Source organism: Parasaccharibacter apium (assembly GCF_002917995.1).
GTDB lineage: Bacteria > Pseudomonadota > Alphaproteobacteria > Acetobacterales > Acetobacteraceae > Bombella > Bombella apis.
The window spans coordinates 1-24,603 of the sequence record NZ_LMYH01000006.1 but is presented as its reverse complement, the minus strand read 5'-3'; the positions used below and the strand labels follow the sequence as shown (position 1 = coordinate 24,603).

The window sequence follows — 24,603 nt, the reverse complement described above, 5'->3', positions numbered from 1 at the left end:
ATGGACCCGGCCCCCTGCTGTGGTGGCCCGCTCTGGAAATGAGGAGATTCAGACCATGACGGAACAGCGTAAGGACCATGTGCCCAGTGCGAGTTTCCTGTCCCATGATCTTGATGCAGAAGCCCTGTCCCAGCTCCATGCCGTGCTGGATGGGGTGGAGAAAGGTCGGGGCACGCTGGCCCGTCTGGGTGACCTGATGGGTGGTGCTGTGGGCCGGGCAGCCCATATGGGGTTGCAGGGCCTGTCTCTGGCGCCGGGCCTTCAGGAAAAACTCCAGAAGCTGGCCAGTTCTGCGCTGGACCAGGCCTACCGTCTGGCCATTCTTGGTCTGGACCGCAAGGCAGGTGGGGCCGGGGCACGGCGTGAGAATCTGATCCAGGCCGCCGTGGCGGTCTCCGGTGCGGCGGGTGGTTTTGGTGGCTTTGCCAGCATGGTGCCGGATGTCGGGTTCACCACGCTGGCCATCATGCGGGAGATTGCCGCCATCGCTCAGGAAAATGGTGAAGACCTGCGGAGCGAGGAGACACGCCGGGCCTGTCTGGAAGTCTTCGCCCTGCGGAGCATGGGGGAGCAGAAAGGCGAGGGGGAGCTGGGCTTTTTCGCTGCCCGTGGCCTGATGCGTGGCCAGCCGCTTGTGATGCTGATGGCCGAGGTGGCGGGACATTATGGCATGGCCCTGTCCCGCAAGCTGGCAGCCCAGATGGTGCCGGTAGCCGGGGCTCTGTGCGGGGCGGCCATCAACTCGGCCTTCCTTGCTCATTATCGGGCTCTGGCCAAGGCCCATTTCACCATCCGCAGGCTGGAGCGCCTGCACGGGGCTGCTGTGCGGGATGCCGCCGAGGCGTATCGAGGTCGCAGCGCAGAAGCGTGAGCAGGGCTGTCTGCACGGCTTTCAGAGGGGCGGACTCCGGCAGGGGCCGCCCCTCTGTTTTTCTGTCCGGGTGGCGTTTTCAGCGTGGGGCCATGCGGTAGAGCTGATACAGCTCCAGTGGTCCGAAGACGAGAATACCCATGAGGGCAAAAACGCGCATGACACCCATGAGGGGAGTCAATGCAGGCCAGACCAGCTGAAGAAGGAAGGACAGGGCCAGTGCGATCGTATAGATGTAGGTCTGCGATGAAGGGCGTGAGGGAGACTGGCTGGACATGATTCGGCTTCTCTGTAGGGAAAGATTATCTGATGGAGCCTATCACATCTGACCTGCTTCTGCGTGCTTATGGGGAAGGTCTGTTCCCCATGGCACCGGATGAGCAGAGCGATGAGCTGGAATGGTTCTGCCCGCAGGAGCGGGGGATCATTCCCCTGGAGGCACCAGCCCTGCCCCGGCGGCTGATGCGGACCGTCATGGCCGGGCAGTACCGCCTGTGCAGTGATGAGGATTTCGATGGCATGATGCAGGCCTGCGCCCGCCTGACGCCCTCCCGGCCGGAAACATGGATCAGCGGGCGCATCCGCCAGCTTTATGGCGAGCTGCACCGTCTGGGCCATGCCCATTCCGTGGAGGTCCGGGACAGGGAGAGTGGAGCGCTTCTTGGGGGGCTCTATGGTGTGTCCCTGCATGGTGCCTTCTTCGGGGAGAGCATGGTGTCCCATGTGCGGGATGCGTCCAAGATAGCGCTGGTACATCTGATGGCGGCCCTGCGGCAGGGGGGATATGGCCTGCTGGATACGCAGTACGTCACCCCGCATCTGGCCAGTCTTGGCTGTGTGGGAGTGCCCTTTGCGGCTTACAGGCAGCAGCTTGCGGCGGCCATGCAGCAGCCTGCCCGATGGCCTGGAGATGTCAGCCTTGCTGCTCTGGGGCCGGAACTGGAGGCCATGGTGCAGGGCTCTGCCGGGCGGGCAGAAAGGTAACCAATTTCTCTCTGGCCCTGCTGTCATGGTCTGATATGCTTTTGCCCGTTTGCAGGCTGGGCGGTGTCCGGCGCCGGTCATGGATGGAGATGGAGGAAGACGTGCGGATGCAGTGGTGTATCAGGGAAGTCATGCCGGGGCGGGATAAGGTCGTGCGGCGGGCCGGGGGGACAGTGCTGGCGGCCCTTGGGGCTGCCGTGCTGGCCTGTGGCATTGCCGAAGCCGCTGCGCCAGCGGATCATCCCCCTCTGGCACCGATGCGGGATGCCGTGGTGACCTACCGGTTCCAGACAGAAGTGCTGCCGGGCAAGGGGAAGGAAGCCGGGCCGGAGCATCAGGTGGCGGTTTCTTTTGCTGCTTCGGGTGACCGGCTGCGGATTGATCCTGATGATGGGCAGAGCGCCACCATTCTGGACCGCCCCAACCAGATCATGACGCTCGTCAGCATGCAGGAGAGGCGCTACATCCAGTTCCGTCCCATGCATGGGCTGCACAATACGTTCCTGCTCAGTCTGGATATGACCTACCATGCTGGCGGGATGAAGCAGATTGCTGGCGTGCCTTGCCGGGAATGGGCCATTGAAAGCCCTCGTGGCAAGGCAACGGCCTGCGTGACGGAGGATGGCCTCATCCTCGCCGAGGATGGTGTGGATGCTGATGGTCTTCAGGGCCATCTTCAGGCCGTGTCCGTGCGGTATGAGGACATTCCGGCAGACCGTTTCCAGCCGCCTGCCGGGTTTCAGAGGGTCAGTCCCTTCCTCAAGGGCAGGCCGGCATCCCAGCCGGCACAGGCCCGTCCCGTTCCGGATGCTCCACTGGATGGTACGGCGCATGGTGCCGCCCGTACTGGGGGTGAGGGCAGCAGCGTGCCGGATCAGCCACACAGCCCTGATGATTCGGTGGGAGATGGCAGTGTCTCCCATGGTGACCAGCCCAACAGTGCGGAGCAGTAAAAGCATGACACAGGCAGAAAAGGTTTCAGGTTCCGGTGAGGGGCTGGCCGTGGGGGCCCCGGTGCCCGATTTCGATCTGGCGGGGATGGGCCCCACAGGCGAGGAGAGGGTGAGCAGCCATGCCCTCCGCGGGCAGCCCTATCTTCTGTATTTCTATCCACGGGCTTCCACGCCGGGCTGCACCACTCAGGCCTGCGATCTGCGTGACCATCTGGCCGAGCTGCGTATCCCCGGTGGGGATGGTCTGCGTGTGCTGGGTGTCAGTCCCGATGGTGTGGGAGCGCTGGAAAAATTCATTCTGAAACAGGCGCTCAGCTTCACCCTGCTGTCAGACCCCGATCATGCATTGGCCGAAGCCTATGGCGTGTGGGTGAAGAAGAAGCTCTATGGGCGGGAGTTCATGGGGGTTGAGCGGAGCTCCTTTCTGGTCGATGCGGAAGGGCGTCTTGCTGCTTTCAAGCGGAAGGTCAGCCCCGCCAAGCATGTGGCATGGGTGCAGGAGGCTCTGTCCCGGCTCTGACAGCCGGTTTCCGCCAGTCTCCGGTCTGTTCCGGGCAGCCGCTCTCCTGTTTTTCTGTTTCAGGACATCACGGGATGTCTCTTTATCCGGGGTATCGTGGACATGACATGGCAGACAATCCTGCGCCGTGTGGCCTTGGGGCTTCTGGTGCCGCTGGTGGGGCTGCTGCTGGCGGTGGCCCTGCTGTTGGGACGGCTGGCCCAGGGGCCTCTGGATGTGACGGGGCTGTCCCATCGTTGGGGAGGGGCCCTGACCCATGCTGGTGGGGGGCGTCTCCACTGGGAGCGCATGGCCCTGTCGTGGAAACCCGGAAAGAACGGTCATTCGGCCAAGATTCTGCTCAGCCTTGAGGGTGTCCGGTATCGTGCCCTTCCAGAAGGCGGGGGGGCTGATGAGGTGGCTGCCGAAGTGCCGGAACAGCAGCTTGATCATGTCGGGGTTGTTTTCCGGCTTGCGAGCCTGCTGCATGGGCAGGTGGGCCTGCGGTCGCTGGATGTCCGGGGGCTGCGCCTTGTGGCGTTCCGGGATGCGGAGGGTCATGTCAGCCTGGGCGGTGTGAGGCCCGGGGCGCAGCATCCGGGTGGAGGCACTCTGCCACCTCTGGCTGCCATCATGCCCTGGCATCTTGATCTTCAGGATATCAGGCTGACCATAAGGGATGAGACGGCACCGAATTCTTCGCTCATTGTAACCCTGCCGGAACTGAAGGCGGATCATGACAGGCAGACCGGCTGGCAGGGGCGGATGGAGGCGTCCCTCCAGGGGGTCGGGCTGGGTGCAGGGCAGGAGGAGGCCACGGTCCATCTGGCAGGTGACATGGCTCCCGACGGAGCGGCACGGACACGCTGGCAGCTGACTGTTTCTCCGGTCCGTTTTCCGGCTCTGGCGGCCTGGCTGCCGCTGTCGCCAGCCGGGAAAAAAGGCATGGGCATCCCGAACATGCCTCTGGCGTTTCATCTGGAAGGGATTCTGGAGGGGCATGGACTGGTCGGCCATTTTGCTCACATGGCAGGAGAGGTGGACGCTGGAGCTGGTGAGATTGACCGGCCTGGCCGCATTCCGTTCCGTCTCTCATCGGGGAAGGTATCGTTCCATCTGGACCCTGCGGAGGCTGGCCAGCAGGCCCCCCTGGTTCTGGCATTGCATACGGAGCTTGCGGCACTGGACTCCCTGGGGCGGACGGTCCCTTTCATCATTGATGCCCATGGGCGGCTGGATCATCTGGACAGGCCAAAGGATATGGAGCTGTTGGTGGATGGCCATGTGCCAACATTCGATTTTGCCACATTGGCGAGTGTCTGGCCGGATGGCACAGCCCGTGGAGCCCGTCGCTGGATGACCACCAACATGACGGCAGGACGTGGTGAGAATCTGCATCTTCAGCTTGATTTTACCAGCAATACCGGTCTCGACGGGTTGGATGTCAGGGCGCTGGGGGGTGAACTGACAGGCCATAGCCTGAGCGTGACATGGATGGAGGGTATGCCACAGGTCACGGGGGAGGATGCCTACGCCCATTTTGTGGATGATGACCGTCTGCTGATCGACGTGCAGCATGGTCATCTTGCGGATGGTCGAGGGGGCTCGGTGATCGTACCGACGGGGCATATTGTTCTGAGTGATCTGCTCAAGCGGGAGCAGACAGGTGAATTCTCGCTGGGGATGGAAGGTCCCCTGTCAGCTTTTGTGGCGGTCCTTTCCTATCCACGGCTCAATCTGCTGTCCCGTCATCCGGTCAATCCAGCCAATACGGGCGGGATGCTGAAAGGCACGCTCTCGCTGAAGCTGCCGCTCAACAGTCACCTTCTGATGAAGGATGTGGGATATGGGGCAGAGTTTGATTTCCAGAACATCTGGTTCGCTCTGCCGTCCCTGGGGCGGATACAGCAGGGGAATGGGCACTTTTCGGTCAATGAAGCCGGACTTGCCGTGAAGGGAGGTGCCCGGTTCCGTGGCGTGATGATGACGGGCAGCCTGTTCGACAGTTTTCAGGCCAATGTGCCGGGACGCCTGATGTTGAAAGCAGATCTGCAGGCCTCATTGGGGGCAAAGGAGTTGCGCAGTCTCGGGGTTCCGGCGGGGCTGGCGCAGGACTCCATCATGCAGGGCAGTGGCGTGGGGCATGTTGTCTACAGCCAGTACGGTGGGGGCCCAGGCCATAGTCGGGGGACTGCCTCGGTGCAGGTGGACCTGAGAGGTTTGGGTGTCCGGGCCCGTTTCTGGCACAAGCCTGTTGGTGTCCCTGCGGGCTTGCAGGCAGGAGTGACATGGCAGGATGGGCAGATGATCCGTCTGGATGATGTTCGCGCCCATGGTCCCCAGCTGGCCCTTCAGGCAGAAGGGCGCATGAGGTCTGGTCAGCTGGGAGGGATCAATCTCACCCATTTCCAGTTTGGACGGACGAGCGGCAGTGCCGTGATGGACTGGCCGGTGCGGGACGGAACGGCGGATGACCGGCGGTACCAGATATCCGTGCAGGCCAGTACTCTGGACCTGACCCCCTGGTTCGGGCATCCGGCCACCGGAAAGTCACGCTCACAGCCTATTCATCCCGTGGAGAAAAAGGTCAGACGGGCACCCGGCAGCGCCGGCCAGGCCTCCATCCTGCCGGAGGGGATATGGGCTATCGGGTTGCGGGCTGACAGGGTGATCTATGGAGCTGAACAGACAGCCAGCCATGTGTCAGCCAGCCTTCGCTGGGCAGCGCAGCGGGTGCAGGGGGCTTTCCTGCATGTGGCCCAGCCGTCCCTCACGTTTGATCTCGCACAGGATTCCAGACGGATAGGCGTGCTGGATGTAAGGCTCATTGCTGCTGATCTGGGCAGGATTCTGGCGTCTCTTGGTGTGTATGACCAGCTGGCTGGTGGCACGGTGGACCTCCAGGGCCATTGCCAGCCCGTGGCGGCCGATGCGCATGTGACCAGTGCCGAGCGTACCATGGGGCTGGGACTGGGGCTGCCGCCCTTTGATGGCACGCTGGCCGTGGACCATCTGACGCTGAAAAATCCGCCGACGGCTCTTGTCATTGCCACGCTGGCTGCCCCTCTGCATTGGGGGCAGATTTCCCGCAAACAGTTTGAAGATGTCCAGTTGCGGGCGTCCTTCCGGGTAGCGGGGGAGCGGCTTGATCTGGCAGAGGCGCGGGCCGGCAATGCCATTCTGGGGGTGACGATGAAAGGGCAGATGGATTTCGGGCAGGCCATGATGCAGATGCAGGGCACCATCTCGCCATTCTTTGGGATCAATCAGGCTGCGGGCAGTTTTTTCGGGGCCCGGAAGGGAAGTGGCATCATGGCCATGACCTACAGGCTGGATGGCAGTTTGGCCAAGCCACAGATGCATGTTAACCCTTTCTCCGCCCTGCTGCCCGGTGGGCTGCGGCGTCTGTTCGAATGAGAGGCTGCCGGGTCTGGCAGTGGTGGGAAAGGCAGGAGGGATGATGATGTCGGATACCATGCCGGATCTCTTTGGGGGTTCCTCATCGGGTGGTGTTTCCCGGCATGAGGAGGGGGCACGTCGGTCAGAGTCCTCTCCGTCACGCCGTGCTGCGGGCACCCAGCCGCTGGCGGACCGTCTGCGTCCGCAGTCATTGGATGAGGTGCAGGGGCAGGTCCATCTTCTGGGGCCGGAGGGTACGTTGACCCGGATGCTGGGAAGTGGCCATCTGTCCAGCCTGATTCTCTGGGGTGGGCCGGGATGCGGCAAGACAACCATTGCCCAGCTGCTCGCCGAACGGGTGGGACTGTTTTACACGAAGATTTCCGCTGTTTTTTCCGGTGTGGCGGATCTGAAAAAAGCCTTTGATGAAGCCCGCCGCAAGGCCGAGGCCACCGGGCGTGGCACGCTGCTCTTCGTGGATGAGATTCACCGCTTCAACCGGGCGCAGCAGGATGGCTTTCTGCCCTATGTGGAACGGGGAACGGTCGTGCTGGTGGGAGCCACGACCGAGAATCCGTCCTTCACGCTGAACTCTGCCCTGTTGTCACGCTGTCAGGTTCTTGTCCTGCACAGGCTGGATGATGCTGCGCTGGAGCAGCTTCTTGTGCGGGCCGAAACGGCCACGGAGCGGACCCTGCCCCTGACGGATGAGGGCCGGGCCTCCCTGCGGGCCATGGCGGATGGGGATGGGCGCTATCTGCTGAACATGGTCGAGCAGCTTCTTTCCCTGACGAAGGATGGAACCCGCCCGCTGGGGCCGGAGGAGCTGGCCCGGTCCCTGTCCCGGCGGCCTGTCCTGTATGACAGGGACCGGGACGAACATTACAATCTGATTTCCGCTCTGCACAAATCCCTGCGGGGGAGTGACCCTGATGCGGGACTTTACTGGTTCGCCCGTATGCTGGAAGGCGGGGAAGACCCCCGCTACATTGCCCGCCGTCTCGTCCGCTTTGCCAGTGAGGATATTGGCGAGGCTGATCCGACCTCCCTGCCGTTGGCACAGGCCGGAGCGATGGCTTATGAGAGGCTCGGCTCTCCAGAGGGGGAGGTGGCCCTGGCGCAGGTTGTGGTCCATCTGGCGGTCGCCTCCAAGTCCAACGCAGTGTATCGGGCTTATAATGAGGCTAGGGCATTGGCGAAGCAGACGGGCAGCCTCATGCCTCCGGCCCATATCCGCAATGCTCCGACAGCCCTGATGAAGGAGCTGGGTTACAAGAAGGGCTACGAATACGATCATGACTGCGAGGATGGTGTTTCCGGCCAGAACTACTTCCCCGACGGCATGGAACGGGTGACGCTTTACAGGCCGGTCGACCGTGGATTTGAAGAAAGAATCAGGAAACGGCTGGACATGCTGGCGCAGAAACGGGCATCTCGCCAGTCATGAGTGTTGAGAATCGTATTGTCAGCGAAGATGAGGCCGATCTGCGTCTCGACCGCTGGTTTCGCCGTCATTATCCCAACCTGACACAGGGCGGGTTGCAGAAGCTGTGCCGCAAGGGGCAGGTGCGGGTTGATGGAGGGCGGGTGCAGCCCAATAAAAGGCTCAATCCCGGCCAGAGCATCCGTATCCCCCCTCTGCCGGACCAGAGCCGCCCGGCCCCGCCGCCACCGCCCAACCCGGAACTCGTCCAGCAGCTGCGGGACATGATCCTTTATGAGGATGACCATCTCATCGTGCTGAACAAGCCGTCCGGACTGGCAACACAGGGTGGCCCCGGCATCACCGTACACGTGGACATGATGCTGGAGGGGCTGAGGCCGGAGGGAGGCGACAAGCCCCGCCTCGTGCATCGCATTGACCGTGATACGTCCGGCATCCTACTGCTGGCCCGCACGCCTGGTGTGGCGGCAAAACTGGCAGCGGCCTTTCGGGGTCGTGAGGTGAGCAAGACCTACTGGGCGGTGGTTGTCGGGCGGCCCAGCCCTGCTGAAGGTGTGATCGACCAGCCTCTGGCCAAGGTCGGGGCCGGGGGGGCCTCGCTTATCGTGCCGGTCGCCCGTGGGGAAGAGGATGCGATGAGTGCCAAGAGTTCCTACGAGACGCTGGATGCCACAGGCAAGCGTTTCAGCTGGCTGGCCCTGTCCCCCTGGACGGGGCGGACGCACCAGCTGCGTGTCCATACGGAGAGTCTGGGCACGCCCATTCTGGGTGATCCCCGCTATGGGGGCGAAACGGCCCATGTGGAGGGTTTCCCGGACAGGCTGCACCTCCATGCAAGGATGCTGGAGTTCCCTCATCCGGCGGGGGGAAGGTTGCAGGTGGCGGCTCCCTTGCCGCCCCATATGCGTGAGACGTTCCAGACGCTGGGTTTCATTGCTGGTGACACACCAGCACCACGCCGGACACGGTGAAAGACTGACAGGGACGGCTGGCCCTTTGCAGGGGGACCTGGCCGCCTGAGAAAACGAGGACACAGGCAGATGAAAAAGCTGGCAGCAATCCTGATCGGGCTGGTGGTGGTGGTGACAGGCGTGAGCCTTGCTCCGCAGTTTCTGATAGACCAGAACAGGCTGCGGCAGCGTGTCACGGAGGCCTTCCAGCAGCAGACGGGGCTGGAGCTGAAGATGGGGGAAACGTCCTTCCAGCTGCTGCCATGGCCGTCTTTTCAGGCAACAAATGTCGTACTGACAAGACCGGGCTGCACGCCCTTCGTGGCGGCCCGGTCCGTCCATGCGGACCTGTCTCTGCTGGCGATACTGAACCGGGAGATTTCCTTTCAGGAATTCACGGTGAGGGGAGCGGGCATCATGCTGCATCGGGCCAGCGAGAAACAGTGCTCCACGTGGCTCCCTGTAATCTCGCAGGATCAGAGGGTCGCAGCGCCTGTGGCCGGTGATGCCGTCACCCCCCGCTGGAAGGTCAGCTTCGGAGGGCTGCATCTGACTGATGCTGAACTCTCATGGCAGGATGATCTGTCGGACAGTCATGTCCCGGAAGGAGGCCACCTTCATCTGGCCAGTCTGGAGATGGCGGGCATGCGCAGTGTGAGCCCGTGGGTGGATCTGCGGGGCACATATGGGCACACGCCTTTTACGCTGCGGGGACGGCTTGGCCCTCTCCATCAGCTTCTTTCTGCGTCTGCCGGACAGAAAGACCCGTGGGCTTTCAGCCTGGGGCTGACGCTGGGGACCGGCGAGCACCAGGACCATGCCACGCTTGATGGCCTCATGCGGGACGCCCACCGGCTGAAAGGTGTGAATTTCACGCTGTCCGGTCGCTGGACATCCCTGCGGGGCCTGCGGCATCTGCTCTCACGGGCGATGCCGGTTGATCTGGGGCAGCTTGAGGGGACAGTCCGTTTCCACAGTGATGATGACATGGTGGCTGCCAGCAACGGAACGGACATGGCTCTGACGGATGCCCTGCTGCATCTGCCCCGGCGTCTGGTGCTGGATCAGGTTCATGCCCATTTGGGCAGTGCGACCCTGCCTGCGGGCATGTGGCATGTGGCGGCACCGCTGCAGCTGAGCGACATCCAGATTGATGCTGACAGTGCGCAGGCACCATTTGTCCTTCAGGGGCAGGCTGCCTGGGGGCGTTATGCCTGGCTGTTTCATGGTGAGGCAGAGAGTTTGCAGAAGGCACAGTCTGCTCTTTTGGGCCGCATCCCGGCATCTGTCGGGCTGAAGCTGAACGTGCAGGGGCAGGACAGAACATTATCCAGCCTGTTCAGCCGGGGTGATGCCGCCAGAACGGATGCCAGACAGGACAATGTGTCTTTCGACCTTCAGGGACAGGCCGGGCGGCAGGGCAGTACGCTGGCTTTTTCCGGCCAGGCAGCCCTGTTCCAGTTTCCTGACATCAGGGGAATTCCGGGCCTGCTGGTGCATGATGGTCATGTGAAGGGGCAGCTTGTCTTGGGGCCGGTGAAGGATGCAGGCCTTTCTTTCCTGTCGCTTCAGGATGTGGTGTTTGACAGTCAGGAAGCGGGCGGAAACCTGTCGGCGGACCTGCCCATGCAGCCGGATGCGGGGCTTGTGGGCAAACTGCATCTGACCCATCTGGAGGGGGAGCGTGTCTCTTCCGCATCGCTCACACCTGCTGCCGAGCCGGCAGTGCAGGCGGGGCCTGTGCCCGCAGCGGGCAAGGGAGAGCCCGGTGATGCTGCGCAGGCATCCCGGCCGCCAGAGGTGGCCCCCGCGGAAGGAAAGGCGTCTGAGACCCGTCTGATGCAGTGGTTCGGAAGCATGGCGGGGCGACCGTTCGATGTGGATATGACGGCAGATCAGCTCCATGTGGCAGGCATCGCCTATCAGGGGCTGCATCTGCATCTTCTGGGGCTGGGGGGGCGGTTGAGTCTTTCCGTGCTGGGAGGGAGCGTGCAGGACGTGCCGCTTGCTGGTGAGGTTGTGCTGGATGGCACGGCTGACCCTCTGCGGATGGGCATGAAGGCGCATCCATTCATTCTGCCGGCCAGCTGGGTACAGAGCCTGCTGGGGCAGCCTGTGATGTTTGAGGGACCTGTGCAGCTGGAAGGGGCTCTCGGGACGGAAGGCGCCCAGCCTGAGGCTCTGTGGCAGGCCCTGGATGGCCAGATGGGCCTGTCCCTTGTGGATGGCCGTGTCCAAAGGGAGGTTCTGGCACCATTGGCAGGCCCTGCGGCCAGTCTCCTCAAGCTGGGTTCTGGCACGATGGGGCTGCGCTGCTTTGCCGGGACGGCGACATTCGGGCATGGTCAGGCACATTTCAGTGACATGGCTCTGGAGGTGAAGCATCTTTCCCTCATCGGGCAGGGGACGATGAAGCTGGGTGACATGAGCTACACGTTCCAGCTCATGCCGCATGTCACGCTTGTAGGGGCGGATTTTTCCACACCACTGGCCCTTTCAGGGCAGAATGGCACGGTTCATATAGGAGCGCAGGACAAGGATCAGGCTGCTCTGGATACAGCCCGTTTTGGCAGTGATGCTTGTGCTCATGCTGTCCAGCAGGCTCGTGGCGGGCAGAAGGGTCTGGCCCTGCCTGCACGGGATGATGGCCATTCTGGCGGGGCAGGCGGGATTCTCCGGGCCCTTGGTCTTGGTGGCAACTGACAGGAAGGAAGGGCAGCGTCATGGCACAGTTGCACAGGCGTTTCTGGAAACAGGTGACAGTGGGGCCAGTCGGTGAGTCTGGCCAGCAGGGACCATTGCTGGATGGCAGGCCCGTGAAGCTGCCTGCCGGAACGGCCCTGGCCGTGTCATCTCCTGCTCTGGCAGAGGCTCTTGCGGAAGAATGGCGTCAGATTGCCGAGGGTGCCCAGTTCACCCCGGATGATCTGGTCCTGACCCGCATGGCGGGCAGTCAGATCGAGCGCATCCTGCCCGATCGTGCAGCGATGGAAGCCGCCCTGCACGCTTATGGCATTGATGACAATCTCTGCTACCGGAGTGTGGCGCAGGATGATGCCGTGACGGCCCGCATCCGGGCCTGGGCAGCGGAACAGGGGCTGCATCCGGCCATGACGGATGGTCTCATGCCTCTGGAGCAGCCTGCCGCCTATGGCGAGGCCCTGACGCATTACCTGTCGCAGCTGGAGCCTGCCCAGCTGACGGCTCTGGGTGTCATGGTGCCCATCATGGGCAGCCTGCTTCTGCCGCTGGCTCTGGTGCATGACGTGGTCAGCTTTGACGAGGCCGTGCATCTTGCCCATGCCGACGAATACCGCCAGCTGGAAAAATGGGGCCACGACAGGGAACTCGCCACACTGCTTGAGAAGCGGAACACAGACATTGCCGATGCGCTCCGTTTCCTGCATCTGGCGCAGGGGCGGGTGAAAGCAGCCTGACCGGACAGGAAGCGTGATTTCATGGAACGGAAAAGCCCCTCCAGAACGGGTCTCTGGAGGGGCTTTTTCACGACTGGCCCTGCGGAAGGAGGGAGCGTCTTACTCCCCGCTGTCCGGCACCATGATGCTGACGGCAGCCGTGGCGGCGATGCCTTCTTCCCGCCCCGTGAAGCCCAGACGCTCGGAGGTCGTGGCCTTGACGGAAATGCGGCTGGGACTGACCTTCAGCAGCTCGGCAAGGCGGGCGCACATGGCCTTGGCATGAGGGCCGATCTTCGGGCGTTCGCAGATGATCGTCAGGTCCGCATTGACCAGCATCCCACCCTTGGAGCGGATCAGCTCTCCGGCATGGATGAGGAAGCGGGCGGAATCCATGTCACGCCATTTCTCATCCGTGGGGGGGAAGTGACGGCCAATGTCGCCCTCATTCAGCGCACCATAGATGGCGTCGCAGAGTGTATGGATGCCCACATCGGCATCGGAGTGACCGGCAAGGCCCTTCTCATGGGGAATCTCGATGCCACAGAGGATGAGCTTGCGGCCCTCGGCAAAGGCATGAACATCATAGCCCAGACCGACACGGGGCAGAAGAACGGGAGCTTGCGCAGGCTGGGTCTTCTGGTCCTCAATTACACGTTCAAGCCGCATCAGATCCTCCGTAACGGTCAGTTTGATATTGTCTTCCGAACCCATGACGATCGCCACCTTGTGGCCTTCCGCCTCCAGCAGGCCGGCATCATCGGTCAGGGCGGTGCGGTGCCGGTCATGCAGGTCCCGCAGCAGCGGGAAGGAGAAGCCCTGCGGGGTCTGGGCACGCCAGAGGCCTTCCCGTGAGACCGTCCCGGTGATGAGGCCATTCTCCACCTTCTTAAGCGTGTCGCTGACAGGCAGGGCCGGGATGACACCCTCATGGGTCTCCAGTGCCTCAAGGGTACGGGTGATGACAGCAGCCGGGACGCAGGGGCGGGCCCCGTCATGCACGAGAACGACATCAGGCGGCTCGGGCAGTTTTGCCAGGGCCTCCAGCCCGGCCCGCACGCTGTCATGCCGTTCGGCTCCGCCCTCGACCGGGGGAAGGACATCCAGCCCTGCCAGGGCCTCGGGCAGGAGCGGGTCGCTGCCAACCGGCTGGAGGACATCGACATGCGGCAGCAGGGCCATGGCGGCGTGCCGGATGACCGGCTGCCCGGCCAGAAGATGGAACTGCTTGCTTATGCTGGCCTGTTCCTGCGGGGCACCGGCAGAGAACCGCCGCCCACGCCCCGCCGCCAGAAGAAGGGCGGCAATGCGTCTGTGTTTCGGGCGGGCATGGGGGGCGTTCAAGATGGCGGGTCCTTTTCTGCTGTCCGTCAGTGGGTCATGCCCATGTGATGGGGACTGTCCAGACTGAATACGGGCACGGTGACATCAAAACGATGGCCGCTGGCCGGGGTGACCATGTGGTAGAGGCCCTCCATGAAGCCGCTCGGTGTTTTGAGTTCAGCTCCGGATGTATATTGATAGCTGCTGTCTGGAGCAATGACGGGCTGCTCGCCCACCACGCCTTCACCATGCACGTCTTCACGCCCACCCCGATCATCCGTGATGGTCCAGCTGCGTGAGAGAAGCTGGATGCTCTCCTTGCCTCTGTTTTCAATCAGTACATGATAGAGCCAGACATAACGGTGTTCTTCCGGGTCGGAATGTTCATCAACCCAGAAAGGGCGGACATTCACGGTCACGTCGCCGGTATGGGCCGTAAAGGCGGGCAGGGACGTGATGGGCTCCATCTCGAGGGTTTCCGTCTCGGCCATCGGGCCTTCCGGGGGGAGGGAATTATCGGACATGGGCCTTTACTAGAATCATTATGGGGATTTGTCAGGTCATTCTGTCAGGAGCGGCGGATTTTCCCTTACTGGTATTCTGGAATGTCTTCATATGTCTGACCTGTCGTGGCCGCCCGTCCCGTTCACGGGGAGTGCGGGGACGGGCTTGCAGGCCGGGTCGTTCAGCCTGCCTGCCGGGCGGCTTCGGCCCCACGGCGCAGGTCCTCGATAAGGTCTTCCACATCTTCCAGCCCGACCGAGAAGCGGATGGAGCCATCCGTGATGCCCAAGGCATCACGCTGTTCCTGCGTCAGCTTGCGGTGGGTGGTGGTGGCGGGATGGGTGGCAAGGCTGCGGGCATCCCCCAGATTGTTGGAAATGGCAATGAGCCGGAAGGCGTTGAGGCAGGCAAACGCCCCTTTCTTGCCATTGGCGACGCTGAAGGCCACCAGTGTTCCGCCATTGCTCATCTGTTTCCGGGCAAGGTCGGCATGGGGATGATCCTTGCGGCCGGGATAGCGGACGGACGTGATGCCGGGCAGTTCGCTCAGGGCGTCAGCAAGGCGGGCGGCATTGCGGGCCATGGCCTCCACACGCAGGCGCAGCGTTTCCAGCCCCTTGGACAGCACCCAGGCATTGAAGGGAGACAGCGTGTTGCCCGTATTGCGGACGAAGGGCTGGAGCGTCCCGGTGATCCAGTCCCGGCTGCCCAGAATGGCCCCGCCCATCACACGGCCCTGACCGTCAATATGCTTGGTACAGGAGTAGATGACGACATCCGCCCCGAGTTCCAGCGGCTTCTGGCCGACAGGTGTGGCGAAGACATTGTCCACCATGAAGATGGCCCCCGCCTTGTGGGCAAGGTCGGCAATGTGGCGGATGTCCAGAACATCCAGCATCGGGTTGGAGGGGGTCTCGATCAGCACGGCCTGGGTGGGTTTGGAAAGAGCCTCTTCCCAGGCCTTGAGGTCGGTGCCGTCCAGCATGACGGTCTCGATGCCATAGCCGGGCAGTAGCGAGTCCAGCAGCCAGTGTGTGGAGCCGAAGAGCGCACTGCTGGCCACGACACGGTCACCAGCCTTCAGCTGGGCCAGCAGGGCACAGGAGACGGCCCCCATGCCGGTGGATGTCGTCTGGCAGGCCTCGGCCCCTTCAAGCAGGGCAAGGCGATCCTGAAGCGCATCAACCGTGGGGTTCCCATAGCGGGAATACTGAAGATGCTGGATCGTCCCTTCAAAGGTGGCCTCGGCCTGCTCTGCGCTGTCATAGACGAAGCCGGATGTCGGGAAGATGGCGTCCGACGTTTCACCATGTTCGGTGCGGTTGCGGGCCTCGTGCAGCAGACGTGTGTCGGTGCGGCAGGAGGAGAGGAAGGACTGGTCGGTAGAGGGCATGGGTTCCTCCAGCTGAAGAGGCAGACCACCCGGCGGCCTGCCCGATTAGGATGGAGGCCGTATGAAGTCCTGATTCTGCGGGAGAGAAACAGGGCCTCTTTAGCGCATGTTCTTTTACCTCGCCGCAAGCCGGCCTATCAAATCACGAGGGTGGGTTACCGTCCAGCAACGCCACGCCCCGACTATGCGCCCGGTGGAAGGGGGGCGTCAAGGAGAACCGGTCACGGTTCGCTGGAAGATGTTCGGGAAAGGGCGATACTCTGCTGGAAAATATGATGGAAAGGGGATTGCGCAGGTTTTTGCCAGCCGGTATAAGAGGCCCCACGAAGCGGATGTAGTTCAATGGTAGAACGGCAGCTTCCCAAGCTGCATACGGGGGTTCGATTCCCCTCATCCGCTCCAGTCTTTCCCCTGAAAATCAGAAGGTCGTCTCTTCATCCGCCCGGTTGTTGGGTGTGGTGGGCTTTTCCGTACCGTGCCAGCAGAAGATAGCTGAGCGTGGAGACGAGCAGGGCCGTCAGCCATGAGATGTCCACGCCATGCAGCCGTTCCAGCAGCGGGCCGTGATAGAAGGACAGGTTGAGGAAGGGAATTTCCGCCAGAATCCCCAGCCCGTAGCTGAACAGGGCCGGGCCGTTCACAAGCCCATAGACCCCGCCATCCCGTTCGAAAAAGGATGGGACATGATAGTCCCCTTTGCGGATGAGGTAGAAGTCCGCAAGGTTGATGGCTGTCCATGGGATCATGACGGCCATGAGCAGGTCCAGCAGGGCGCTGTAGGCGGCATTGAAGGACTTCGCCATGAAAAGGGCCATCGCCGTGGCTGTCAAGATGATCAGCAGGGTGATGATGAGGCGGCTGCGCCCCCGTGGCTGCCAGCTGGTGCGGCAGCTGTGCAGCAGCGTGATGAGGGAGAGCGTGCAGCAGTAGAGGTCCATGGCATTGGCGAAGGCGATGGACAGCCCCAGGACGAGGATGATCAGCCCTGCCCATGGTCCCGTCATGTGGGTGATGGCGACGGCGGGTGATAGCCCTGTGGCGGCACTGAGGAAGGCCCCCGCTGCCATCGCCAGAAAGGTTCCGCCGACCGTGCCGCCATAACAGGCGAGGAAGATGCGGGGATAGCTGGCTTTCTCATCCGGCAGGTAGCGTGAGGAATCGGAGACATAGGGAGCCGTGGCGATCTGCCAGAGCACGGCGATGGAAAAGGCCTGGAGAAACCCGGCAAAGGAGCCGTGCATGTCTGCCAGAAAGGCCTGCCCGTGTGGCAGGCTCGCCAGCCCGACAAAGAAGCAGAGCAGGATGACGGCCGTCGTGATGAAGGAAACCGCCGAGGAGAATATCTCGATCGTCCGGTAGCCGATGATGCAGGGCAGCAGGCTGAGGACGGCCATGATGAGGATGGCCGGATGTGCTCCCAGCGAGGGCAGGACACTCCGCAGCGCATCGCCGCCCACCACGCAGTTGGAGGCGACGAAGCTGACATACATGACGACGACCATCAGGATGACCGGCATGGCCCCCCATGCACCGAACTGCCCCCGGCTCTGGATCATCTGCGGCACCCCAAGCCGTGGCCCCTGCACGGCATGAAGGGCCATGAAGACAGCCCCGAGCAGGCTGCCAAGCAGGAAGGCAAGGGCCGTGAGAGTGAAGGAGATGTGGCACTGCAACGGCCCCAGCGCACCCGTCACGACCGTCAGCAGCGTCATGTTGGTGCTGAACCAGATGGTGAACTGGTCCCGCGGGCGGCCCCGCCTGTCCGAGGCGGGGATTGGGTGGATGGTGTGCTGCTCGATCGCTGAGAACATGGTGGTCTGCCCTGTCGTGGTCCGTGCCTGTCTCCGGGGTTACAGGCTGATGTTGATGCGCCCGTAGTAATAGCCGCCCGTCATGGGGATACCGGCGGAATTGTTGTCGTAGAACAGTGAGCCGGTGTAGGAGTTTTCCAGCGGCATCCGGCGGGGCCGGACGTTGAAGAGGTTGTTCCCGCCGACGGCCAGATGGATGCGCTTCGTGGCCTGGAAGCCGACCTCAAGGTCCGTCAGCCAGGCAGGTGTGTTCACGAAGCGGTGGAACTGGCTCTGCGAATATTGCAGGGCCGCCGGGGCCTGGTCCTGATAGGTCACGTTGTTGACCGTCTCGCCATAGCGTGTCTGGCGGAGGTTCACATTCCAGCGGTTCAGCTTCCAGTATGCGTTGAGAACGATCTTGCTGCGGGGTGACGCCGTGGTGAGGTAGCCGATCTGCTGTGCATTGAGGATGGGCGATCCGTCCGCATAGGTGTTGAGATGGTGGATGCGGGTGCGGTTCAGATTGAGGGCCAGGCTGAGATTGAGTGACCCGTAGCGGTGCAGCTTCAGGGCGTAATCGGCCATGATGTCCAGCCCCTGCGTGCGGGTGCTGGCCCCGTTGGTGAAGTAGGTGGCTGTGACGTTGTCCGGGTCCAGCCCGCCGGGCAGGGAGGCCCCCATCAGGGCGATGGCATTTTCTGCCGCACTGCCCTGGAAGCTGCCGCCCGGTGAGATGCGGTTGCGGATGTTGATCTGGTACACGTCAGCCGAGACATGAAGGTTCGTGACGGGTTCCAGCACGATGCCGCCGCTGGCGTTGGTGGAGCGTTCCGCCTTCAGCCGCTGGGCCCCGAGGGAGCTGGCCGCTGCGGAACTGACAGGCAGACTGGCCGAGGCCCCGTTGGGGATGACGCTGAGCACGCTGTAATGCTGCTCCAGCAGGGTGGGAGCACGGTAGCCGTTGCTGATGGTGGCCCGCAGGGCAAAGCGTTTCGTCACGTCATACCGGGCGGCGATCTTGCCCGTCTCGGCATTGCCGGAATCGGTATAATGCTCATACCGCCCGCCGAAATCGACATCGAGATGCCGGAGCGGGTGGAAGTCCGCATCAATGTAGCCCGCCCAGACGTTGCGGGTCCATGATCCCGCATTCTGCGGCATCAGGCCCGCAAAGCCCTGGAGACCACCCTTGTAGTAGGAGGCAGGCTCACCGGCCCCGATGGTGTATTTCTCCAGCCTGTGCTGGGCGCCGAAGGAGAGGTCCAGCGAGCGGCCGGGAGCAAAGGCGAACCTGCGGCTGATGTTCAGCGTGTTGTTCCACTGTTCGTTCTTGAAGCGTTCCGTCCGGACCTTCGTGGGGGATGTGCCGTAATCGGCATAATAGGCCGGGCTGCCACTGTTCTTCAGGGTCATGTGGTCATCATCGGCCCCGTATGTCGTGTTGGCATCCCAGTGGAACCCGGCAGGCAGGCGGCCCTTCAGCCCCAGTGTGACGGCGTAGTCCTGTTCCTCCATGGCCTCGATGGGAGAAAACCCGTCGGGATAATATTGCGGGAACGTGTCCGGCGTCCGGTAATCCTGGAAGCCTTCACCGTGACGGTGGGCATAGGTGACAAAGCCGTAGCCTTCCAGGGATTGGGTGAAATGCTTGCCGAAATTGAGGCTGAGGGTCTGGCGGGTTTCCTCGGCAAGGCTGAGGGCCGGGTCGTCATAACGGTTCGTGCGGACGTCCAGACCTTTCTGGATGAAATGGTCGGTATGGTACATCTGCCCGGCCAGATTGACGTACCCGTCCTCGCCCAGGGCTAGGCCCTTGTCGAAGCCGAACTGGTACTGCCAGCCATCGCCGTTATAGGCATTTGCGCCTGTCTGGGCATCAATGTCGGAGCTTCTGACGTCCTTTTTCAGCACGATGTTGATGACACCGGCCAGCCCGTCCGCCCCGTAGCGGGAGGCGGCACCGTCCCGCAGGATTTCGATATGGTCGATGGCTTCCGGGGGGATCATGTTCAGGTCCACCGGGCTGGAGCCTTCCTCCGGCCCGCTGTCGGCACTGATGTTCGCCGTGGTGTGGCGGCGTATGCCGTTGACGAGCACGAGCGTGTGGTTGGGGTTCAGCCCCCGCAGGCGGATGGAGGAGGTCAGGGCCGAGGCGTCATACCCTGCTGCACTGATGGTGATGGACGGATTGATGCGGGCCAGAGCTTCCGCCACGTTCAGCTGCCCCGTGCGCTGGAGCTGCTGTGCCGTGACGATATCCACCGGTGAGGTGCTGGCCCGTGCCCGTTTCAGCGGTGTGTTTGTCCGGTGGACGGTCAGATGTTCGGCTGATTTGGCATTGATGGCGTGGGGCCTGTGGCGGGTTGTGGATGTGCTCTTGCGGGCCTGTGTCTTTTTGCTGGCCGCTGGGGAGGTCGTGGCCGTGCCTGTCACTGTGGCGGCTCTGGCGGTGGATAGTGAGCCTGACAGGGCCGTGGCGAGGCCAAGGCCCATGCCGCATGACCCCATAAGCCAGGAGAGGGACAGCAGGGAGGCAGGCAGACGGTGAGAGCCATGCAGGCGGGGCATTGTGGTGTCTCCAGAGTGCGAAATGGGCGGTGGGTCAGCAGGTCAGGAAAAACGGGCGGCGAGGGCGGCGACATGCTCCGGCCCGATGCCACAGCAGCCCCCGATGATGTCGGCCCCGGCAGCAAGCCAGTGCTGGGCGAAGTCGGCGTAACGCTGGGATGTCAGCGTGCCATCCAGTGGAGTGATGCTTTCATTGGCTCCTTCGCCTTCGCCGTCATGATGGTTGTGGGCGAAACCGTTGGCATACACGCCCAGTTTCAGGGTGGTGGAATCACCGTGTGTCTTCAGCACCTTTCGGGCTGTGTGCAGGGCCGTTTCCATGATGCGGGGGTCGCTGCAGTTGAAGAGCAGGGCCTCCAGCTTCAGCTGAAGGGCGGCTTCCACGGCTTCTTCCAGCAGTTCACCCGACCGCAGGCGGACCGGGGCGTGCTGGTGGATGAGAGCGGCGGGATCGGAATCATCCAGCGTGAAACTTCCCCAGAAGGGGCGTGCATCGTCCGTGCTCTGCTGGACGAGCCTGTGGGCTGTCTGAAGTTCGGCGATGCTGCTCTGTGTTTCTGCCAGCCAGAGATCGGCCGAGGGTGCCAGCCCACGGATGAGCGGCGTCAGGATAGCCTCTGCCTTCTGGGGGGTGAACAGGTCGGGACGGTAAGAGCCGCCTGCCGGTGGCAGGGAACCGGCCAGAAGAGACGGCTTTCCACCCTGGGCCTGTGCTGCAATGGCCTGCCGTCCCAGATGGCCGGAGAGGCGGGCCAGTTCCTCGCCCCGTGCGGCAAAACGTTCCTCACCGATATGGAATGGCACGACGGCATAGCTGTTGGTCGTGATGACATGCGCCCCGGCCTTGAGGAAGTTCTCATGGGCCTGCTGCACCAGATCGGGCCGCTCCATCAGGCTGAGGGCTGACCATTCCGGCTGGCGGAACGGAGCTCCCATGCGGTGCAGCTCCCGCCCCATGCCACCATCAAGGATGAGAGGTGTCCGGTCAGCTACGGAAGAGAAGGGCGTGGTGGAAGAAGGCATGGCGCTGGCTCATTGGGGGGGCTGTGGTCTGGTCCCCGTTTTCTGTCTGTTGAAGGAGCGCCATGGGTAAAAAAACTTGACGAAAATATCAATCCCATACACATATAAGCATGATGTTATATGTAAAGTATAGAAGTGGGCGGAGATGGGTATTATTGAGAGCTAAAGGTGACGGCAAGTTAATGTATTGTATTTATCATATAATGATATGATTATATCCATATAAAAAACTGTAAAAAATATTTTCTCCGGTATCAGCCGGATTTTGTCATTCCTTTGCAGAAAGATGAAAAAGGGCCCCAGCGCCTGCCAACATGACGGTGGAGCCCGAAGAATCAGGGGCTGTTGAGAGTGTCCTCGTATTTCTGCCCGTCAAATACCCAGCGGTCGTTGCCATCAATAATGATGTCAGCCAGACCGTTGTGACGCTGGCGGGCAATACGGATGGAACCGTTCACGCTGTCCAGCAGTGTGTCCCATTTGTTGCCATTCCTGCGATAGATGGAGGTGGTACAGCCTGCAGACCCGCAGAGGCGGTATGATTGCAGCTGCACGAACAGGATCATGTTTTTCTGCTTTGGGGCGAGTTTGGCTGTCCCTGTCAGGACGATGGGTGTCTCGTTGTGGCGGGCCGCATCGTCCAGAAGGTCTGCATTCAGGCTGCGGGCCTGCCTGTCCAGCTCCGTGCCGGGCTGGGCTTTCAGCTCCACGGGTGTCGTGCTGGAGTGCTGTGCTGAATGATGATGACGTGACGGATGCTTCTGGCTGGCCGCCTCGGCCGGGCTGGTCTGGATGAAACCGAAGAGACCCATGACGATGGCGGAACGGCACAGGTTTCCGGCAAGGCCACGGAGGCGGACAGGAACAGGTGATGAACGTGTCATGGCGTCGTTATCCTCTGGGGGACGGGTCAGGAAAAGACAGGGAAGCCCGCCATGAATGGCAGGGTAACGGGGTTGTGCTCATTCATACCGCAAGGTGACGACGAGCACGTCACGGTAGGCGGGCAGGGTGGGGTCTTCCGGTTCTACCGCCGTCACGCCGTGATAGACACGGTGATCGTCCACAATGGCAGTATCCAGCGGCTCTGTCAGGGTGAAGGACCCCAATACGGTCTGCTGGTCCAGCGCATGGATGCTCGTGACGCCTTCCCGTATGTTGCAGCGGTTGACCATGAAGACGAAAACCCAGTCCACGCCATCACGATGCATCCCTTCCGGCGTGGGAAGAGCCTCTGCATCGCTGGCGGCCTCGATGCGGAACTGATGGACCTCCACATGCCACGGGGCTGGCTGGGGTCGTTCCGGGGAGAGGTGGTCCGCCATGGTGGAGGTGGCCTGGAGAATGGCCGCAAGGGCCGGATGTCGCCCCATCCCGTCAGTGATGGGACTGAACCAGCGTTCTACCCCGCCATTGAGCAGATTGTAATCCCGGCTCTGATAATGGGGCTGATGGTCCTTGCGGGTCAGGCTGTTCCCGGTGATGGAAAAGGTCCCATAGCGACGACGGCGGTAGCGCCCGCCATCAGCCATGTAGAGGTCCATGCCCAGATCATTCCAGCTTTCAGCAAAACCCTGCCAGTCTTTCAGGCCGCAGGGCTCCAGCCACGCTCTGGCCTGTCGAGCGGGGAGAAAGGCAAAACCGTTTTTGATGATCTGCTGTTCGATAGAACCGGTGGAAGCTGTACAGGATAGGGTCATGGCAGGCGTTCCCCTGTCGCCGCAAGGGGAGCAGACTGGGGCTGCCCTTTTCTGGCGGTACGGATCATGATGGCACAGAGCCCGAGTATAAAAGGTCTCCCGGCAACTGTCTTGCGCCTTGTGCCGTCCTGGTGAAAAACCTTGATGGTGGAGTGTACAGGCCTTTTTGAGCCCCCGCAGGGCAAACCCCCTTCACCTGCCGTGAAGGGGGCTGCCGGGTTGGGGGGAAGGGCCGCTTCAGTCCTGTTCCGGCTGTGCTGACGGTTTCTTGCCGTTCAGATCAGGATTGTTGGGCTTGAAGCGTTCGCCGAGGGCTGCGCAGACGGTACGGAAAAGACCGCTGATGCCCATCTGGTGCTGGCGGAACAGACCTTCATGGATGAAGCGGGCCAGCTGGGCTCCAAAGCCATGGCCGCCGAACCCCTTCTTGGAGGGCCACATGCCCCAGGCATTGTACCGCCCCAGAGCCACGACGGCGCCACGGTCGTTATAGACGAACGGGACCGCTGCCTTGCCAGCCAGCTGGCGGGGAATGGCAACCCGGCCGACATAACGGCCTTCCTGCCGGGCGGCCTGCGCCGTGGGGGCTGTGGGGTTGACCTCCATGCGGGCGCAGTCACCGATGGCATAGATGGACGGGTCTTTCGTGGTCTGGAGCGTGTTGGTGACCATGATCTGCCCGCTGCGGCTGAGCTCAAGATTCTTCAGGAGAGAGGTCGCCACGCAGGCTTTCACCCCAGCAGCCCAGATGGGGAAGTCGGACTCGATGCGCCGACCATCCTTGAGGGCGATGTAGCCGCAGCCGACCTCACTGACCATGCCGCCGGTGATGACATCGAATCCCAGCTTCTCCAGTTCGGCCTTGGCCTCGGCCGAAACCTGCTCGGGGAAAGGCGGCAGCAGTCTGTCCTGCGCCTCGATCAGCGTGGGCCTGAGCAGCCTTTTGCGGGCAGAGGGGCCAAGGCCGGGAGTGCTGTCGATGGCCTGGCAGAGCTCGGCAGCCAGCTGCACCCCAGTGGCACCACCCCCAACAATGTTCAGGTGGACAGGCTTGTTTGTCAGCTGCGCCCGCTCGATGAGCGTACGGAAACGGTCGTGGATGGCGTTGGCATCAGCCAGGGTATTGAGGAAGAGGCAGTTTTCTTTCGCCCCGGGCGTGCCGAAGTCGTTTGCGCAGGAGCCCAGAGCCACGATGAGCAGATCGTAATTCAGGACCTGCCCGTTTTCCAGGTTCAGCGTCTTTGTTGTGCTGTCGATGGTGTCCAGCGTGCTCTGGATGAAGGAGAAGCCGAAACGTTTGGAAAGCTCATTGAAGGCGAACAGGTTGCCTTTCTGGCCGATCGTGCCGGATGCCAGCTCATGCAGGACAGGCTTCCAGATATGGACGGCGTTCTGATCAATCAGGGTAATGCGGACATGGGAGTTGTGGCTGAGCTGGGTTGCGGCTTCCAGCCCGCCAACACCACCTCCCAGAATGACGACATGTTTCTTTGCGGACATGGAACCGTTCCTCGTTTTTCCGACGTGACAGGCGCAAACAGAACGCGCAGCAATATCTGAGCTCTAGCGGTCCGCCCTGCCATATACAAGCCCTGTCATGGTCATCGATGTTGTTTTCTGATTGTCCCGGTCCCCTATCACCCCGGGGGGTACCGGTGCCTGCCGGGGCAGGGCCTGCCCCCGTCCGCAACTGGGGGTTGACCCTGCCGGATATGGGCGGAAATGCCCCCGGTATCAGCTTCTGTATGAGCCGTTTATGTCGATGTAACCGTGTGTCAGATCA

At 62.2% G+C, this 24,603-nt stretch carries 19 protein-coding genes, 1 tRNA gene and 1 riboswitch; of the genes, 10 read left to right on the top strand and 10 right to left on the bottom strand.

Annotated elements, in window-relative coordinates; genetic code table 11:
- Nucleotides 1-55: 55 nt before the first annotated feature.
- The gene (locus ASO19_RS02785; protein ID WP_043561605.1) at nucleotides 56-871 is read left to right on the top strand and encodes an EcsC family protein; all 816 of its coding nucleotides are present in this window, start codon (nucleotides 56-58) and stop codon (nucleotides 869-871) included.
- Nucleotides 872-950: 79 nt separating this feature from the next.
- Here the strand turns inward: ASO19_RS02785 and ASO19_RS02780 are convergent, their stop codons facing one another.
- The gene (locus ASO19_RS02780; RefSeq protein ID WP_043560907.1) at nucleotides 951-1,148 is read right to left on the bottom strand and encodes a hypothetical protein; all 198 of its coding nucleotides are present in this window, start codon (nucleotides 1,146-1,148) and stop codon (nucleotides 951-953) included.
- A gap of 32 nt (nucleotides 1,149-1,180) precedes the next feature.
- On the opposite strand from ASO19_RS02780, the gene aat reads away from it, so the two are divergent.
- The 8 genes from aat to ASO19_RS02740 all read left to right on the top strand — a co-directional run bounded on the left by aat (nucleotide 1,181) and on the right by ASO19_RS02740 (nucleotide 12,537).
- Nucleotides 1,181-1,855 (top strand): leucyl/phenylalanyl-tRNA--protein transferase, encoded by a 675-nt coding sequence (gene aat, locus ASO19_RS02775; protein WP_081562935.1) that lies wholly within the window; start codon nucleotides 1,181-1,183, stop codon nucleotides 1,853-1,855.
- 35 nt (nucleotides 1,856-1,890) lie between these two features.
- On the top strand, nucleotides 1,891-2,808 hold the full coding sequence (locus tag ASO19_RS02770; RefSeq protein WP_052349159.1) for a hypothetical protein: 918 nt from the start codon (nucleotides 1,891-1,893) through the stop codon (nucleotides 2,806-2,808).
- Between the two features lie 4 nt (nucleotides 2,809-2,812).
- Nucleotides 2,813-3,328, top strand: a complete 516-nt coding sequence (locus ASO19_RS02765) for a peroxiredoxin (RefSeq protein ID WP_103765344.1) — start codon at nucleotides 2,813-2,815, stop codon at nucleotides 3,326-3,328.
- A 102-nt stretch (nucleotides 3,329-3,430) separates the two neighbouring features.
- Complete coding sequence (locus ASO19_RS02760; protein ID WP_146046904.1) at nucleotides 3,431-6,724, top strand: YhdP family protein; 3,294 nt, start codon at nucleotides 3,431-3,433, stop codon at nucleotides 6,722-6,724.
- 43 nt (nucleotides 6,725-6,767) lie between these two features.
- Complete coding sequence (locus ASO19_RS02755) at nucleotides 6,768-8,153, top strand: replication-associated recombination protein A (protein ID WP_373364564.1); 1,386 nt, start codon at nucleotides 6,768-6,770, stop codon at nucleotides 8,151-8,153.
- Nucleotides 8,150-9,121, top strand: a complete 972-nt coding sequence (locus tag ASO19_RS02750; RefSeq protein WP_043560896.1) for an RluA family pseudouridine synthase — start codon at nucleotides 8,150-8,152, stop codon at nucleotides 9,119-9,121. The genes ASO19_RS02755 and ASO19_RS02750 overlap by 4 nt, the downstream gene beginning before the upstream one ends.
- 69 nt (nucleotides 9,122-9,190) lie before the next feature.
- Complete coding sequence (locus tag ASO19_RS02745) at nucleotides 9,191-11,803, top strand: AsmA family protein (RefSeq protein WP_103765342.1); 2,613 nt, start codon at nucleotides 9,191-9,193, stop codon at nucleotides 11,801-11,803.
- A 20-nt stretch (nucleotides 11,804-11,823) separates the two neighbouring features.
- Nucleotides 11,824-12,537, top strand: a complete 714-nt coding sequence (locus ASO19_RS02740; protein ID WP_103765341.1) for an ATP12 family protein — start codon at nucleotides 11,824-11,826, stop codon at nucleotides 12,535-12,537.
- Between the two features lie 99 nt (nucleotides 12,538-12,636).
- On the opposite strand, the gene ispF is transcribed toward ASO19_RS02740, so the two are convergent.
- From ispF to metZ, 3 genes are all read right to left on the bottom strand, one after another.
- Nucleotides 12,637-13,860, bottom strand: coding sequence for a 2-C-methyl-D-erythritol 2,4-cyclodiphosphate synthase (gene ispF / locus ASO19_RS02735; RefSeq protein WP_086431165.1), 1,224 nt, complete (start codon nucleotides 13,858-13,860; stop codon nucleotides 12,637-12,639).
- 26 nt (nucleotides 13,861-13,886) lie between these two features.
- The gene (apaG, locus tag ASO19_RS02730) at nucleotides 13,887-14,363 is read right to left on the bottom strand and encodes a Co2+/Mg2+ efflux protein ApaG (RefSeq protein WP_154981641.1); all 477 of its coding nucleotides are present in this window, start codon (nucleotides 14,361-14,363) and stop codon (nucleotides 13,887-13,889) included.
- Nucleotides 14,364-14,524: 161 nt separating this feature from the next.
- Nucleotides 14,525-15,736 (bottom strand): O-succinylhomoserine sulfhydrylase, encoded by a 1,212-nt coding sequence (metZ, locus tag ASO19_RS02725; protein ID WP_103765340.1) that lies wholly within the window; start codon nucleotides 15,734-15,736, stop codon nucleotides 14,525-14,527.
- Between the two features lie 78 nt (nucleotides 15,737-15,814).
- Nucleotides 15,815-15,895, bottom strand: a riboswitch (SAM riboswitch).
- Nucleotides 15,896-16,064: 169 nt separating this feature from the next.
- Here metZ and ASO19_RS02720 point away from each other — a divergent pair.
- Nucleotides 16,065-16,138 (top strand) — tRNA-Gly (locus ASO19_RS02720).
- A gap of 32 nt (nucleotides 16,139-16,170) precedes the next feature.
- Here the strand turns inward: ASO19_RS02720 and ASO19_RS02715 are convergent.
- The 6 genes from ASO19_RS02715 to ASO19_RS02690 all read right to left on the bottom strand — a co-directional run bounded on the left by ASO19_RS02715 (nucleotide 16,171) and on the right by ASO19_RS02690 (nucleotide 24,320).
- Nucleotides 16,171-17,547 carry a purine-cytosine permease family protein gene (locus tag ASO19_RS02715; RefSeq protein WP_081562940.1) on the bottom strand — a complete coding sequence of 459 codons (1,377 nt, stop codon included), beginning with the start codon at nucleotides 17,545-17,547 and terminating at the stop codon, nucleotides 16,171-16,173.
- A 39-nt stretch (nucleotides 17,548-17,586) separates the two neighbouring features.
- Nucleotides 17,587-20,097, bottom strand: coding sequence for a TonB-dependent receptor plug domain-containing protein (locus tag ASO19_RS02710; RefSeq protein ID WP_258036041.1), 2,511 nt, complete (start codon nucleotides 20,095-20,097; stop codon nucleotides 17,587-17,589).
- Between the two features lie 42 nt (nucleotides 20,098-20,139).
- Nucleotides 20,140-21,120: a homocysteine S-methyltransferase family protein gene (locus ASO19_RS02705; protein WP_043560884.1), complete on the bottom strand. Its 981-nt coding sequence runs from the start codon at nucleotides 21,118-21,120 to the stop codon at nucleotides 20,140-20,142.
- A gap of 335 nt (nucleotides 21,121-21,455) precedes the next feature.
- Complete coding sequence (locus tag ASO19_RS02700; RefSeq protein ID WP_052349154.1) at nucleotides 21,456-22,004, bottom strand: hypothetical protein; 549 nt, start codon at nucleotides 22,002-22,004, stop codon at nucleotides 21,456-21,458.
- 78 nt (nucleotides 22,005-22,082) lie between these two features.
- Complete coding sequence (locus ASO19_RS02695) at nucleotides 22,083-22,820, bottom strand: 2OG-Fe dioxygenase family protein (protein WP_103765339.1); 738 nt, start codon at nucleotides 22,818-22,820, stop codon at nucleotides 22,083-22,085.
- A 237-nt stretch (nucleotides 22,821-23,057) separates the two neighbouring features.
- A complete protein-coding gene (locus tag ASO19_RS02690) occupies nucleotides 23,058-24,320 on the bottom strand; it encodes an NAD(P)/FAD-dependent oxidoreductase (RefSeq protein WP_081562941.1) in 1,263 nt (420 codons plus the stop codon).
- Nucleotides 24,321-24,603 lie beyond the last annotated feature (283 nt).

What these genes read in the sequence shown, in the direction of transcription:
- ASO19_RS02785 (WP_043561605.1), top strand. Translation starts at nt 56, where the DNA reads ATGACGGAACAGCGTAAGGACCATGTGCCCAGTGCGAGTTTCCTGTCC.
- ASO19_RS02780 (WP_043560907.1), bottom strand. Translation starts at nt 1,148, where the DNA reads ATGTCCAGCCAGTCTCCCTCACGCCCTTCATCGCAGACCTACATCTAT.
- aat (WP_081562935.1), top strand. Translation starts at nt 1,181, where the DNA reads ATGGAGCCTATCACATCTGACCTGCTTCTGCGTGCTTATGGGGAAGGT.
- ASO19_RS02770 (WP_052349159.1), top strand. Translation starts at nt 1,891, where the DNA reads ATGCTTTTGCCCGTTTGCAGGCTGGGCGGTGTCCGGCGCCGGTCATGG.
- ASO19_RS02765 (WP_103765344.1), top strand. Translation starts at nt 2,813, where the DNA reads ATGACACAGGCAGAAAAGGTTTCAGGTTCCGGTGAGGGGCTGGCCGTG.
- ASO19_RS02760 (WP_146046904.1), top strand. Translation starts at nt 3,431, where the DNA reads ATGACATGGCAGACAATCCTGCGCCGTGTGGCCTTGGGGCTTCTGGTG.
- ASO19_RS02755 (WP_373364564.1), top strand. Translation starts at nt 6,768, where the DNA reads ATGATGTCGGATACCATGCCGGATCTCTTTGGGGGTTCCTCATCGGGT.
- ASO19_RS02750 (WP_043560896.1), top strand. Translation starts at nt 8,150, where the DNA reads ATGAGTGTTGAGAATCGTATTGTCAGCGAAGATGAGGCCGATCTGCGT.
- ASO19_RS02745 (WP_103765342.1), top strand. Translation starts at nt 9,191, where the DNA reads ATGAAAAAGCTGGCAGCAATCCTGATCGGGCTGGTGGTGGTGGTGACA.
- ASO19_RS02740 (WP_103765341.1), top strand. Translation starts at nt 11,824, where the DNA reads ATGGCACAGTTGCACAGGCGTTTCTGGAAACAGGTGACAGTGGGGCCA.
- apaG (WP_154981641.1), bottom strand. Translation starts at nt 14,363, where the DNA reads ATGTCCGATAATTCCCTCCCCCCGGAAGGCCCGATGGCCGAGACGGAA.
- metZ (WP_103765340.1), bottom strand. Translation starts at nt 15,736, where the DNA reads ATGCCCTCTACCGACCAGTCCTTCCTCTCCTCCTGCCGCACCGACACA.
- ASO19_RS02715 (WP_081562940.1), bottom strand. Translation starts at nt 17,547, where the DNA reads ATGTTCTCAGCGATCGAGCAGCACACCATCCACCCAATCCCCGCCTCG.
- ASO19_RS02710 (WP_258036041.1), bottom strand. Translation starts at nt 20,097, where the DNA reads ATGCCCCGCCTGCATGGCTCTCACCGTCTGCCTGCCTCCCTGCTGTCC.
- ASO19_RS02705 (WP_043560884.1), bottom strand. Translation starts at nt 21,120, where the DNA reads ATGCCTTCTTCCACCACGCCCTTCTCTTCCGTAGCTGACCGGACACCT.
- ASO19_RS02700 (WP_052349154.1), bottom strand. Translation starts at nt 22,004, where the DNA reads ATGACACGTTCATCACCTGTTCCTGTCCGCCTCCGTGGCCTTGCCGGA.
- ASO19_RS02695 (WP_103765339.1), bottom strand. Translation starts at nt 22,820, where the DNA reads ATGACCCTATCCTGTACAGCTTCCACCGGTTCTATCGAACAGCAGATC.
- ASO19_RS02690 (WP_081562941.1), bottom strand. Translation starts at nt 24,320, where the DNA reads ATGTCCGCAAAGAAACATGTCGTCATTCTGGGAGGTGGTGTTGGCGGG.